Below are 13475 nucleotides of genomic sequence, written 5' to 3' on the forward strand. Positions count from 1 at the left end.
GGTGAAGATTAAGCGGTTTTTTGCCAAGGACATGCGAACGGCTCTGGCCGAGGTCAAGGAGACTCTCGGGCCGGATGCCGTCATCATGTCCAACAAGAAGGTGACCGGAGGGGTCGAGATAGTCGCCGCTGTTGACTATCAATCCCAGGTTCCGGGGCCGAGAGATACGCCGGTTCGCCGTCAGCTGAACGATGAGAGCGTCAATATTTCGTCTGCTGCGCGGCAGATGGGGCGCCCTGAACCAGCCCCCAACCAGAACGAACACTATGCCGACACGCTGGCAGCCTTGCTTGCTCGCCAGCAAAAACTCCAACCGGGCAATGGCGCCGGGATGGGGGGGGCTCAGCCAGCCGCAATAGCTGCCACGACTTCTGCGCCGAAAACCCTTGCCGAACAGGGACAGTGGGGGGCGGCGCCCGAACCAGCCAAACCTCGGGCTCGTGCCGCATCAACTTCTCCTCGCGCCCCTCAATCAAATCAACGTGATCAAGAGATGGAGGGGATGCGCAAGGAGATGGCCAGCATCCGCAAGCTGCTGGAGCACCAGATCTCCGGTCTGATGTGGCAAGAGGTGGAGCGCCGGGAGCCGATGCGAGCGCTACTCATCAAGGAACTCAAGAAGATGGGGTTTGACGATGCTTTTGCCGATCAGCTGGCAGGCATGATCCCGGAAGATATGTCGATCCATCAGGGAATGGCTCAACTGGCTGAAGTGCTTACAGCTCAACTCAAGATCAGCGAAGACGAAATTTTGCGGCAGGGTGGGGCAGTAGCCCTGCTCGGTCCGACTGGGGTTGGCAAGACCACCACCATTGCCAAACTGGCAGCACGCTTTGCCATGAAATATGGTGCCGAGCAGGTGGCGCTGATCACCACTGACAATTACCGGATCGGCGCCCATGAGCAGTTGCAGACCTATGGTCGCATCATGGGATGTCCGGTTCGTCAGGTGCGCGATGCCGAGGAGCTGGCCAGCGCGCTTTATCAGTTCCGCCATCGCAGGTTGGTATTGATCGATACGGCAGGGGTCGGTCAGCGGGATATTCGCTTGACCGAGCAGCTCGATACCTTGGTCAAGAATGCCAAGGTGCGGATCCGCAGTTATCTGGTGATGTCCGCAACCTCCCAGCGTCGGGTGATGCAGGAGGCGGTCGACCATTTCCGGCGTATTCCGCTTAGCGGCTGCATACTTACCAAATTGGATGAAAGTCTGAATCTGGGCGAAGTGATTAACGTGTGTATCCAGAATTCATTGCCCATCAGCTATATCACTGACGGACAAAGGGTTCCGGAAGATATTCAGGTTGCCAATGCGGCGCAGCTCGTTGGAGCCGCCATGGGGTCGCTGGAGCGAGAAACAGAAGAGCCCTATTTCTGGGGTGCAGGCTTTGGCGAGGCCGAAGATTCGGAGTTTTATGAGTAACATGTATATGGATCAGGCGAGTGGTCTGCGCAAAATGCGTCAAAACAATCGAGTTAAAGTAATCGCCGTTTCCGGAGGCAAGGGGGGCGTTGGCAAGACCAACGTCACTCTGAACGTGGCAGGAGCCATGGCTGCGCAGGGCAAACGGGTGATGGTACTGGATGCTGACCTCGGTCTGGCAAACGTGGATGTCATGCTGGGGCTGCGGGTACATCGCAACCTATCCCACGTACTGGCCGGTGAATGCACTATCGACGACATCATTGTCGAGGGGCCGTACGGCATGATGATTGTGCCGGCAACCTCCGGTACTCAATCGATGGTCGAGCTCTCACCCGTACAGCATGCCGAGCTTATCCGAGCTTTTAGCGAAATGAAGACTCAGGTCGATATTTTGCTGGTAGATACCGCCGCCGGTATCTCGGACATGGTGCTGAGCTTCACCCGTGCTGCGCAAGACATCATGGTCGTGGTGTGCGATGAGCCGACTTCCATTACCGATGCTTACGCTCTCATCAAGATCCTCTCCAAGGAGCACGGGGTGTTCCGCTTCAAGGTGGTTGCCAATATGGTACGTAGCCTGCGTGAGGGCCAGGAGCTTTTTGCCAAGCTGACTCGGGTAACGGATCGTTTCCTGGATACTTCTCTTGAGCTGGTAGCCTGCGTGCCTTATGACACCAATTTGCGGGCATCAGTGCGCAAACAGAAGCTGATTGTTGAAGCATTCCCCAAATCTCCTGCAGCGTTGGCCTTCCGTGCGCTGGCCAACAAGGCGGCAAGCTGGCCAGTTCCCAATCAGCCGGGTGGTCATCTGGAGTTTTTCCTGGAGAATTTGCTGCAAAAGCCGGCCACAACACAGGAAGGTTCCCGTGAATAAAGCCCAAGCGTACTTGCGTCATCAGGATTCCTATGTGCTGGTGGAGCGACATGCTCCGCTGGTCAAGCGAATAGCCCAGCATCTGCTGGCTCGTCTGCCCAGCAGTGTCTTGCTGGATGACCTGATCCAGGCAGGTATGATTGGGCTGCTGGAAGCCTCTCGCAACTTTGACGGTAGCAAGGGGGCCAGTTTCGAGACTTACGCAGGGATCCGCATTCGTGGTGCCATGCTCGATGAGATTAGGCGTGGTGACTGGGTGCCTCGTTCCGTGCATCGTAACAGCCGGGCGATCTCCGAAGCCATCGAAAATGTTGAACAAGCCAATGGTCGAGATGCGCGTGATACGGAAGTCGCGGCTCAGATGGGGGTCTCGATTGCTGACTATCATGTCATGCTGCAGGATGTTTCCTGCGGAAAAATTATCGGGATCGAGGATCTGGGGGTCAGTGAGGATGTGATTGGTCATCCTGATGACGCGCCCTCCGGGTCAGGTTTCGATGATTTGGCAGCAGAACGATTTCAGATTGCATTAGCCGAGCAAATTGGTCGCTTACCAGAGAGGGAGGCCCTGGTTCTCTCTCTTTACTACGATGAAGAACTGAATTTGCGCGAAATCGGCGAGGTTTTGAATGTCAGTGAGTCACGGGTGAGTCAGATTCACAGTCAGGCAATGCACAGATTACGTGCTCGTTTGCGAGATTGGCATCTATAAGTGTTTGTACTGGCTACACTGAGACTAAACTCTAAGGCATAATCCGCACGACACAACCCGTTTTTAGCATCATGTAAGTGAGCCGCCGAGGTGGCTATTTAGGAGGGAATTTTGGACAAGAACATGAAAATCCTCATTGTTGATGACTTTTCAACGATGCGCCGGATTATCAAGAACTTGCTGCGCGACTTGGGATTCAACAACACCCACGAGGCGGATGATGGCAATACAGCATTGCCGATGCTGAAAAATGGTGATTTCCAGTTTGTAGTAACTGACTGGAACATGCCCGGCATGCAAGGTATTGACCTGCTCAAGGCCATTCGGGTTGATGACAAACTCAAACATCTTCCGGTTTTGATGGTTACAGCTGAAGCCAAACGCGAACAGATCATTGAGGCCGCACAGGCTGGCGTTAATGGCTACATCGTCAAGCCTTTCACTGCAGCGACGCTCAAAGAAAAACTGGACAAGATTTTTGAACGAATCGGCTAAGGAGCTGCAGGGATGATGGCCAAAACGAGAGCAATGATTTCGCTCGACCAGGCAAGGATGCTTGTTGCTCATCTTGAGCAAGGTGAATTTGAGCTGGCCGATGATCTGCTTGCCGAAGTATGTGCCCCCAATGCCTCCGATCTGTTTGACAAGGTCGGTCAGCTGACAAGACAACTGCACAATTCACTACAAGAGTTTCGCCTTGATCCGCGGATTCCCGATCTGGCCACTCATGATATCCCCGATGCTCGGGAACGCCTTAGCTACGTTATCGATATGACTGACAAGGCTGCAAACCGCACCATGGATGCGGTAGAAGCCAGCCTGCCGATTGCAGATCGTCTTAATGACAATATCCAGCTGGTTATGCCGAACTGGAATGCCTTGATGTCCCGCGACATGAATGTTGGGCAATTCAAATCGCTCTGTCACCAACTCGATGATTTTATTAAGGCTTCAGAGTCTGATGCCGATAAATTACGGCAACTGCTGACAGAGATCCTGATGGCGCAAGATTTTCAGGATCTAACCGGGCAGATGATCCGCAAGGTCATCAAACTTGTGCAGGAAGTAGAAACAAAATTAATAGAAATGCTGACTATGTTTGGTGAGGCTTCTGCAGAGCATTCAACTCGCAGCCTTCCTGTCAACGGGATTGAAGCTGAAGGCCCCATCATGAACCCCGAGGCCCGTGCCGATGTGGTCAATGGTCAGGATGATGTGGACGATCTGCTGTCTAGCTTGGGATTCTAATGGAGTGACGCATGGCCTTCGAAGTTGATGAAGACATACTGCAAGACTTTCTGGTCGAAGCATCCGAAATATTGGAACAGTTGTCTGAGCAACTGGTCGACTTGGAAAAGCGGCCCGATGACAAGAACTTGCTGAACGCGATTTTTCGCGGCTTTCATACCGTGAAAGGCGGTGCTGGGTTCTTGTCGCTGGGCGAACTGGTTGACGTATGCCACGGTGCCGAGAACGTGTTTGATATCTTGCGCAATGGCAAACGTACAGTGACTGCAGAATTGATGGATGTAATCTTGCAGGCTCTGGACGCCATCAACGTCATGTTTGCCCAAGTGCAAAATCGTGAAGCGCCAAGTCCTGCGTCAGAAGATCTCCTGCACGACCTTCATGAGCTGTGCAAGCCTGAGGGTGAAGAGCAGCTGAGGACTGCAACCAGCAGTGCTGCCTCTGATGTTGTTGCCGATCCCGAACCAGTGGTTCCTCAAGTAGACGTTTTCGTTGCTGAGCCTGAAGTTTCAGCAGAGAGCGTTGAGCCAGCAGCTGTTAATGGTGGTGGTTCTATTGACGAGATCTCTGCTGACGAGTTCGAACGTTTACTGGATGAGCTGCATGGTGTTGGCGGAGCCCCAACCAAAGCGGCTTCAACATCTGTGACCACAGATTCCGGTGACATTACGGATGATGAGTTCGAAGCCTTGTTGGATCAGCTGCATGGCCAGGGACAACATATAGGTGCACCAGAAGTTAATCCCCTTAAGTCGGTGCAGAAGGAAGTAGATGAGCTGATCGATGATGATGAGTTCGAACGCTTGCTTGACGAACTTCATGGGCGTGGGCAAGGGCCGCAGAGTACAATGGCACCTGCCGCACCTGCCGCACCTGCCGCACCTGCCGCACCTGCCGCAGTGCCAGCTCAGTCCAAACCTGCAGTACCAACTCCTGCAGCCAAGCCCGTGATCAGTGCCTCAGCAAAACCTGCAGAATCACCAGCCAAGACTCCTGTACCAGCAGCCAAGGCTTCTGCTCCAGCCCCTGCGGAAAACAGTGCCGTACAAAGCGATACAACGGTGAGGGTGGATACCAAGACGCTCGACGTCATCATGAATATGGTGGGCGAGTTGGTATTGGTGCGTAACCGATTGGTTAGTCTTGGTATTGCCAGCAACGATGAAGAGATGTCAAAGGCTGTTGCCAACCTGGATGTTGTGACTGCGGACCTGCAAGGAGCGGTCATGAAGACCCGAATGCAGCCGATCAAGAAGGTCTTTGGTCGATTCCCGCGCGTTGTTCGTGATTTGGCTCGTACTCTCAAAAAAGAAATCGAATTGGTCATGGTCGGTGAAGAGACCGATCTTGATAAAAACCTGGTTGAGGCATTGGCTGACCCCCTTGTTCACTTGGTTCGTAACTCCTGTGACCATGGGGTTGAGTTGCCCGAGATCCGTGAAAAAGCGGGTAAACCACGTCAGGGAACAATCACCCTGAGTGCTTCTCAGCAAGGTGATCATATCCTGCTCTGTATCGAAGATGATGGTGCAGGTATGGATCCCGAAAAACTCAAGTCTATAGCAATCAGCCGTGGTGTACTTGATGCAGATACTGCTGCTCGCATGAGTGACAATGATGCCTACAACCTGATTTTTGCTCCGGGTTTCTCTACCAAGTCAGAGATTTCGGATATATCTGGCCGTGGTGTCGGTATGGATGTGGTGAAAACCAGTATTGTTGGCCTCAATGGCTCAGTACATATTGATTCGACATGGGGTAAAGGTACGCGTCTTGAAATCAAGGTGCCACTGACTCTGGCGATTTTGCCGACCCTGATGGTAGAGGTGGGGGAGCAAACTTTTGCCCTGCCGCTTGGTTGCGTGAATGAGATTTTCCACCTGGATTTGAAAAAGGCCAATATGGTGGATGGTCAGCTCACCATCATTGTTCGTGAGAAGGCAATTCCGCTCTTTTATCTGCATAAATGGCTGGTGCGTGGTCCCAACAAGCGCTCCCGTCAAGATACAGGTCATGTGGTTATTGTGCAGATAGGGACACAGCAAATTGGTTTTGTTGTTGATAGCCTGATTGGCCAGGAAGAGGTGGTTATCAAGCCACTTGATAGCTTGCTGCAAGGAACGCCAGGTATGGCGGGTGCAACAATTACCAGTGATGGTGGAATAGCCCTGATTTTGGATGTGCCGAGTCTGCTCAAAGCATATGCGCGTAGACATTAATAGCTCAGGCCCAAGGAGTTAGAAAAATAACAATGGCAGTCAAGGTATTAGTTGTCGACGATTCGAGTTTCTTCCGCCGTCGGGTAAGTGAAATCATTAGTCAGGATCCCATGCTGACAGTGATTGATACCGCTCAAAACGGGCGTGAGGCCGTGGACAAGGCGATGTCGCTGCGCCCTGATGTAATCACCATGGACATCGAAATGCCCGTGCTCGACGGCATCAGCGCTGTGCGCGAGATTATGGCCAAATGTCCAACACCTATTTTAATGTTCTCCTCTCTGACCCATGAAGGAGCAAAGGCGACTCTGGATGCACTGGATGCCGGTGCCCTAGATTTCTTACCTAAAAAGTTTGAAGACATCGCTAGAGACAAAGATGAAGCGGTCAGATTGCTGCAGCAGCGGGTGAAGGAGATCTCCCGCAAGCGCTTTTTGATGAGCTCTGCTCGTCCCAAAGCTCCTGAGCCGATGGCCAGATCGCCACTGGGTTCTTCAGCTGCATCGCGAACTGCTGAGCGTGTGCCAGAAACACCGCGCATAACACCAGCCCCGGCATTCAAGCGCAGTGGTAAAACTTATCAATTGGTCGCTATTGGTACATCCACAGGGGGGCCGGTTGCATTACAAAATGTGTTGACCAAGCTGCCTGGCGATTTTCCTCACCCTATTTTGCTGATCCAGCATATGCCGGCAACCTTTACTGCGGCATTTGCGGCTCGTCTCAATGGCTTGTGCCAGATCGGTGTCAAGGAAGCTGAGGATGGCGATGTGCTCAAACCTGGCCATGCTTATCTGGCACCGGGTGGCAAGCAGATGTTGCTTGAAGGGCGTGGCGTTGGTGCTCGTATCCGGATAATCGATGGCAATGATAAAGTTAACTACAAGCCTTGTGTTGACATTACCTTTGCTTCTGCAGCTAAAACCTATGCTGACAAGGTGCTTGCGATAGTCTTGACGGGCATGGGGGCTGATGGTCGAGATGGCGCCAAGTTGCTGAAAGAGCAAGGCTCTACTATCTGGGCTCAGGATGAAGCATCTTGTGTGGTATATGGGATGCCTCAAGCGGTTGCCAAGGCAGGTATTGCCAGTGAATCACTCCCTTTGGACAAGGTGGCACAGCGTATCCTGGTTGAGTTGGGGCGCTGATCATGGGCTTGTTTGGCCTGCTCCTGGCTTTGGGGGCCATTGCCATTGCCCAATTGTGGCATGGTGGTTCCCTGCTGACTCTGGTTGATGGCCCTGCTTTTCTGATCGTATTGGGCGGCACCTTCGGTGCCGTTACTCTGCAAACTCCCGTCAGATATATCTTGCTTGCGCTCAGGCAAGCACTCTGGATTTTTGTTCCCCCACGTCAGGAGCTGATGCTTCAGGCTGAGCGTTTACAATCCTGGGCTGTGTTTGCCCGGCAGCAAGGGCTGCTGGCTTTGGAAGATCAGGCGGAGCAAGAGGAAGATGAATTTACCCGCCAAGGGTTGAACATGATTGTTGATGGTGTGTCGACAGAAGATATCCGCATGTTGCTGGAGGCCGACATCGACATCGAGCAAGAGCGTAATGAGCATGCAGCCAGGGTATTTGAATCCATGGGGGGTTATAGCCCCACCATCGGGATCATTGGCGCCGTGATGGGGCTTATCCAGGCGATGTTCCATCTCGAAGACCCTGCAGCACTGGGCGCGGGAATTGCGGTAGCCTTTGTTGCAACCATTTATGGAGTGGGGTTTGCCAACCTGATTTATCTGCCTGTTGCCAATAGATTAAGGGCTTTCCATTACCATTCTGCGCTTTTCCAGGAGATGACGCTGGAGGGGCTCATTGCGATTGCCCATGGTGAAAATGGTTTGCAGGTAGAACGGCGGCTCAAGGCATATCTGAAGGGAGAGTAGCCATGCGTAAGCGTTATCGGTTGCACTTGCAAGGGCGTGAGCATCTGGATCGCTGGCTGGTCTCCTACGCCGATTACATGACTCTCATCTTTGCCCTGTTTGTGGTGCTCTATTCCGTAGCTTTGGTTAACAAGGACAAGTATCGTGCCGTCATTGACGGTATGAGTCAGGCTTTCAGTGTTATTCAGCCGCGCAGCGACGGTATGCTGGATGGCCAAGGTCATTCGCTATTGGAAAATTCTGCCTCTTCCGCACCTTCAATTCTTGATGGGACAAGCGCGCCGGCTCCCTCTCTTGCGCCTATTTCCGGTGTCCCTATTTTGCAAAATGGCACAACACTTGCGACGCTTGGTACACAGCTGCAGGCAAGCATGGGATCATTGGTTGAGTCCGGGATAGTCAAACTGACCCAAGATGAGAACTGGCTGACTATCGAGTTGAGCTCCGGCCTGTTATTTGGCAGCGGAAGTGCATTTATGGGGCCGAATGCAGCGCCAGTTATCAATACTCTTTCAAGTATTCTCAAACCGGTCGATAACTATGTAAGGGTCAGGGGGTATACCGATAACCAACAGATTAATAATGAAATTTATCGCTCAAACTGGGCTCTGTCTGCGGCTCGGGCTGAGGCAGTGCTAAACGGTTTGATTGCCAATGGTATTGCACCTCAGCGCTTGGCATTCGAGGCATATGGTGAGTTTTCTCCTTTTGCAGACAATGGTAGCGAAGAGGGGCGGCTACAGAACCGTAAAGTGGTGGTCGCTATCTCCAAGTTTGCCTGGGTACCTGCAAGACCTGTAGTCAAAACTCCGCCAGCCACAGAGGCTGTGCCGGAAGTGCAAAAAGCGGCGGATGCTGGTGAGGTCAAGGTGATCTCACTACCCGGTGGTGGCATGCGTATAACAACAAGGCAGGATTGATACAGTGATTGTTTGGACGGTTGCCAACCAGAAAGGCGGTGTCGGGAAAACCACCACAGTGGTCTCTCTCGCCGGGATCTTGGCTCAGCGTGGCCAACGAGTGCTGCTGATTGATACGGATCCGCATGCCTCGTTGACCGCTTATCTCGATTACGATTCGGATCGTCTTGATGGCACGCTCTATGAGCTTTTTCAAGCAGTCAAGCCGACCACCGAGCTTGTCAATAAACTGACGCTCAAAACCAAGTTCGACAATATCAATCTGCTGCCTGCATCTATCACGCTGGCTACGCTCGATCGGGTCATGGGGAACCGGGAAGGGATGGGGCTGGTACTTAAACGCGCGTTGCTGCGTATTCAGGATCAGTACGACTACGTGCTCATTGACTGTCCACCAGTATTGGGAGTGATGATGGTCAATGCGCTTGCTGCATGTGACCGCATTCTGGTGCCTGTTCAGACCGAATTTCTGGCGCTGAAAGGGTTGGAGCGGATGATGAAGACGTTTGAAATCATGCAGCGCTCAAAACGGGATAAATTTCGTTTTACCGTTATTCCGACCATGTTTGACAAGCGTACCCGAGCATCGTTGATGACGTTGAAATCAATCAAGGAACAGTACGGTGATGCGGTATGGAACGCGGTGATCCCTATCGATACCAAATTCCGAGATGCCAGTTTGCTGCATATTCCCCCCTCCATTTATTCACCCGGGAGTCGTGGAACCTATGCCTACGAAACTCTGCTCAAATATCTTGACGCGCTTGAGCGGCAGCGAACTCATGAGGTGACGGCATGAGAGATACCATTCAAGTTCGGGCAATGGATGATTATTTCCATTCGTTGCTCCTTGATGACCCGTCAGGGCTTGATGAAATCGAAGAAGCTCCTGCTGCGCCAGTAGTGCAGTTGCAGCGACAACCTCAAAGTGTGCCGGAGGTAGTTGCTCCTCCCTATATGGAGAGTGACCCGCGTCTTACCCAACTGAGTGAATTGCTGGCTCAAGTGGGGCAGGTGCAATTTGAGAATGATGCGTTTACCAATGAGCTAACAGTGTCAGAGCCACTGCAGATTGTGGCTGAAGAGTCTCTGTCGCCAGTAGAGCCTGAGTGGCCTGCTGAGGTATTGAGCCCTGAGATTGCAGAACCGATCACGACGGTCGTAACCGAGACGGCGGTAGAAGTTGCATCGGAAGTGGCAGAGTCTCCCGTCAGTTGGGAAAATATCGAGACAGGCAAGGAGTTCCAGGCTCTCTTCTTTGAAGTGTCTGGTGTGACGTTTGCGGTGCCCTTGACCGATCTTGGCGGGATTCATCAGTTGGGAGAGGTGACCTCTCTTTTTGGTCAGCCAGGCTGGTATAAGGGGATCATGACCTCTCGCGAGCAAAAGATGAATGTAGTGGATACAGCCCAGTGGGTGATGCCTGGGCAGCATTTGGAGATGGATCCTTACAAATATCTGATTATGCTTGGAGAGTCACCTTGGGGGCTGGCGTGTCATCACCTCAAAGGAACTGAATTGTTGCACCGCGATCAGGTCAAGTGGCGCCATCAAGAGGGCAAGCGCCCCTGGCTCGCTGGCATGGTTAAAGAAAAAATGTGTGCCCTGTTGCATGTTCGGGAATTGCTCCTTTTATTGGAGCGTGGGGTCAACATAGAAGGTCGCTGATAACTTCTGCAATCGAGCTGTTTTATTGCTAGTTTTAGCAGTAGACGTTTTCATAAAAGGAATAAAAACATGACAGAAAAGCGCAATATTGCACAGAATCTGGCTGAAGATGAAGTGCTGCAATGGGTAACCTTCCAACTGGAAAATGAGACCTATGGCATCAACGTGATGCAGGTGCAGGAGGTATTGCGCTACACCGAAATCGCGCCTGTGCCGGGTGCTCCCGAATATGTACTCGGGATCATCAACTTGCGTGGTAATGTGGTGACTGTCATTGATACCCGTTCCCGTTTCGGCCTGCCTTCCGGCGATGTGAGTGAAAACTCCCGCATCGTCATCATCGAAGCAGAGAAGCAAGTGATTGGCATCATGGTTGATAGCGTTGCCGAGGTTGTTTATCTGCGCTCCTCCGAGATCGATGCCGCACCCGCAGTGGGTACCGAAGAGAGCGCCAAGTTCATCCAGGGTGTTAGCAACCGCGATGGTCAACTGTTGATCCTGGTTGACCTGAACAAGTTGCTCTCTGATGAAGAGTGGGACGAAATTGGTTCTCTCTAACAATAAGGTGATGTTTTGATCATTGAGATAGTTGCCTTGGTGGTGTCCCTGATTGCACTGGCGTTTGCTTTTTATGTCTGGTCAAGAAGCAAGCGCAGCAAGCAGGAGTCCGAGGCAAGCGTTGCTACCTTGCAGGGGCAACTTGAAAGCTTGCGCAAACAGATGATGGAGCTGCATACCGGTGCCATTGGCATGGGGCAACGCCTGCAAGCTGTGGAAGGCGCGATGCAACAGATCAACGATCGCCAGCAAGAGCTGACCATGCAGGATCCAGAGCGCAGGCTCTACAGCCGTGCTGCCAAGATGGTTGAATTGGGGGCCGACCTGGATGAAGTCATGAGCGAGTGCGAGTTGCCAAAGGCAGAAGCCGAACTCTTGATATCCTTGCGAAAAGGTCGTTCTTGATAGTGAAGGAAGGCTCATGCCTTCCTTTATTTTATATGTAGTGACGGGAACAGATCAGAGCCATATCGACATCCCCTTTACCTCTTTTCGCGATCCCCATCGCGACTTGCGCCAATTGTTGCATCTATGAAACGACGTATCCCAATACTGTGTTAAGATGCAGGCCGCTTAATTCTATTTGATAACATCCTCATGCTGCTTCAAGTCAACAATCTGAGCTGCGTGCGTGAAGATCGCACTCTGTTTGAACATCTCTCCTTTATGGTTTCACCCGGCGATCTGGTGCAAATAGAAGGCCCCAACGGGGTTGGCAAAACCAGTCTGTTGCGTTTGCTGACTGGCCTTTCACAACCCTTTTCTGGTGAAGTGCTCTGGAATGGGGAGAATATTCGCGCTTGCCGTGACGAGTATCACGCCAGTTTGCTCTATCTGGGTCATCAACCCGGGGTAAAAGCAGCCCTGACACCCTTTGAAAATCTGACTTTTTATCAGCGACTTCATCATTCTGCGCAGACTGAGAGCGACTTGTGGCAGATCCTGGCTCGAGTTGGTCTGGCCGGTTTTGAGGATAACCCCACCGGCCAGCTCTCAGCAGGTCAGCAGCGACGCGTAGCACTCGCCCGCTTGTGGCTCTGCAACCAGCCTTCGCTCTGGATCCTGGATGAGCCCTTCACCGCTATCGATAAACAGGGGGTCAAGGTGCTGGAGCAACTCTTTCTGGCCCATGCCGATCGGGGTGGCATGGTGATCCTCACAACTCATCAGGATCTTACCCTGATGCAGGGGCGTCTCAAGACCCTGTCACTGACCCCCATGATGCAGGAGTGACACCATGCTGCGCGCCGTCCTTCATCTCATTCGACGTGAACTGCTGATCGCGCTGCGCCAGCGTTCCGATATTCTCAACCCGCTCTGGTTTTTCCTGATCGTCATCACGCTCTTCCCGCTGGGCATAGGTCCCGAGCCTAAACTGCTGGCTCGTATCGCCCCCGGCATCATCTGGGTTGCCGCTTTGCTGGCGGCCATGTTGTCGCTGGAACGGCTGTTTCGCGATGACTTCAGTGATGGCTCGCTGGAGCAGATGATGTTGATGCCTCACCCTCTGGGTCTGCTGGCGCTGGCGAAAGTGGTTGCTCACTGGCTGCTGACCGGTTTGCCGCTGTTGCTCATCTCGCCGCTTATCGCAATTCTGCTCTCCCTCGATATGCAGAGTTATCTGGCGGTGGTAGCGACACTAGCGCTGGGGACACCGGTATTGAGCCTGCTCGGTGCCATCGGCGTGGCCCTGACAGTTGGCCTGCGTAAAGGGGGGGTATTGCTCAGTCTGTTGATCCTGCCGCTTTATATCCCGGTGCTGATTTTTGCGACCTCGGCAATCGATGCGGCCGGGATGGGGCTGCCTTACGGGGGGCAGCTTGCCATTCTGGCAGCCATGCTGGTGGGGGCATTGACGTTGACCCCGCTGGCGGTGTCAGCGGCTTTGCGAGTCAGCCTCAACTGATGGTGTTGGTGCAAGAGTAATAAGCCTCGTATGAGGCAATGTTGGAAAAATTAAGT

The 13475-nt window shown here is 52.7% G+C and carries 15 protein-coding genes; all 15 read left to right on the top strand.

Going from position 1 to position 13475, the window contains the following annotated elements:
• Position 1 precedes the first annotated feature (1 nt).
• The 15 genes from flhF (at position 2) to ccmB (ending at position 13419) form a co-directional block, all read left to right on the top strand.
• A complete protein-coding gene (gene flhF, locus AAHA39_RS07255) occupies positions 2-1423 on the top strand; it encodes a flagellar biosynthesis protein FlhF (protein WP_043849988.1) in 1422 nt (473 codons plus the stop codon).
• A 1-nt stretch (position 1424) separates the two neighbouring features.
• Positions 1425-2300 (top strand): MinD/ParA family protein, encoded by an 876-nt coding sequence (locus AAHA39_RS07260; protein ID WP_033114450.1) that lies wholly within the window; start codon positions 1425-1427, stop codon positions 2298-2300.
• Positions 2293-3012, top strand: a complete 720-nt coding sequence (locus tag AAHA39_RS07265; protein WP_041208910.1) for an RNA polymerase sigma factor FliA — start codon at positions 2293-2295, stop codon at positions 3010-3012. Before AAHA39_RS07260 ends, AAHA39_RS07265 begins: the two co-directional genes overlap by 8 nt.
• A gap of 123 nt (positions 3013-3135) precedes the next feature.
• Positions 3136-3507, top strand: coding sequence for a chemotaxis response regulator CheY (gene cheY / locus AAHA39_RS07270; protein WP_005298814.1), 372 nt, complete (start codon positions 3136-3138; stop codon positions 3505-3507).
• 12 nt (positions 3508-3519) lie between these two features.
• Positions 3520-4260, top strand: a complete 741-nt coding sequence (locus AAHA39_RS07275) for a protein phosphatase CheZ (RefSeq protein ID WP_033114448.1) — start codon at positions 3520-3522, stop codon at positions 4258-4260.
• 11 nt (positions 4261-4271) lie between these two features.
• A complete protein-coding gene (locus tag AAHA39_RS07280; RefSeq protein WP_320656777.1) occupies positions 4272-6479 on the top strand; it encodes a chemotaxis protein CheA in 2208 nt (735 codons plus the stop codon).
• A gap of 32 nt (positions 6480-6511) precedes the next feature.
• Entirely contained in the window at positions 6512-7627 is a 1116-nt protein-coding gene (locus AAHA39_RS07285; RefSeq protein ID WP_320656778.1) for a protein-glutamate methylesterase/protein-glutamine glutaminase, read from the top strand.
• A gap of 2 nt (positions 7628-7629) precedes the next feature.
• Positions 7630-8367 (top strand): flagellar motor protein, encoded by a 738-nt coding sequence (locus tag AAHA39_RS07290; RefSeq protein ID WP_041208907.1) that lies wholly within the window; start codon positions 7630-7632, stop codon positions 8365-8367.
• A 2-nt stretch (positions 8368-8369) separates the two neighbouring features.
• Positions 8370-9287, top strand: a complete 918-nt coding sequence (locus AAHA39_RS07295; RefSeq protein WP_320656779.1) for a flagellar motor protein MotB — start codon at positions 8370-8372, stop codon at positions 9285-9287.
• Between the two features lie 4 nt (positions 9288-9291).
• A complete protein-coding gene (locus AAHA39_RS07300) occupies positions 9292-10086 on the top strand; it encodes a ParA family protein (protein WP_033114443.1) in 795 nt (264 codons plus the stop codon).
• Complete coding sequence (locus tag AAHA39_RS07305) at positions 10083-10955, top strand: chemotaxis protein CheW (protein WP_320656780.1); 873 nt, start codon at positions 10083-10085, stop codon at positions 10953-10955. Before AAHA39_RS07300 ends, AAHA39_RS07305 begins: the two co-directional genes overlap by 4 nt.
• A 69-nt stretch (positions 10956-11024) precedes the next feature.
• Complete coding sequence (locus AAHA39_RS07310) at positions 11025-11513, top strand: chemotaxis protein CheW (protein WP_033114441.1); 489 nt, start codon at positions 11025-11027, stop codon at positions 11511-11513.
• Positions 11514-11531: 18 nt separating this feature from the next.
• Positions 11532-11918: a DUF2802 domain-containing protein gene (locus AAHA39_RS07315; RefSeq protein WP_104014990.1), complete on the top strand. Its 387-nt coding sequence runs from the start codon at positions 11532-11534 to the stop codon at positions 11916-11918.
• A gap of 192 nt (positions 11919-12110) precedes the next feature.
• The gene (ccmA, locus tag AAHA39_RS07320) at positions 12111-12746 is read left to right on the top strand and encodes a cytochrome c biogenesis heme-transporting ATPase CcmA (protein WP_320656781.1); all 636 of its coding nucleotides are present in this window, start codon (positions 12111-12113) and stop codon (positions 12744-12746) included.
• Between the two features lie 4 nt (positions 12747-12750).
• Positions 12751-13419, top strand: coding sequence for a heme exporter protein CcmB (gene ccmB, locus AAHA39_RS07325; protein ID WP_042031553.1), 669 nt, complete (start codon positions 12751-12753; stop codon positions 13417-13419).
• Positions 13420-13475 lie beyond the last annotated feature (56 nt).

The sequence above is a fragment of the Aeromonas sp. SE22 genome (assembly GCF_038739755.1).
GTDB classification, from domain to species: domain Bacteria; phylum Pseudomonadota; class Gammaproteobacteria; order Enterobacterales; family Aeromonadaceae; genus Aeromonas; species Aeromonas jandaei.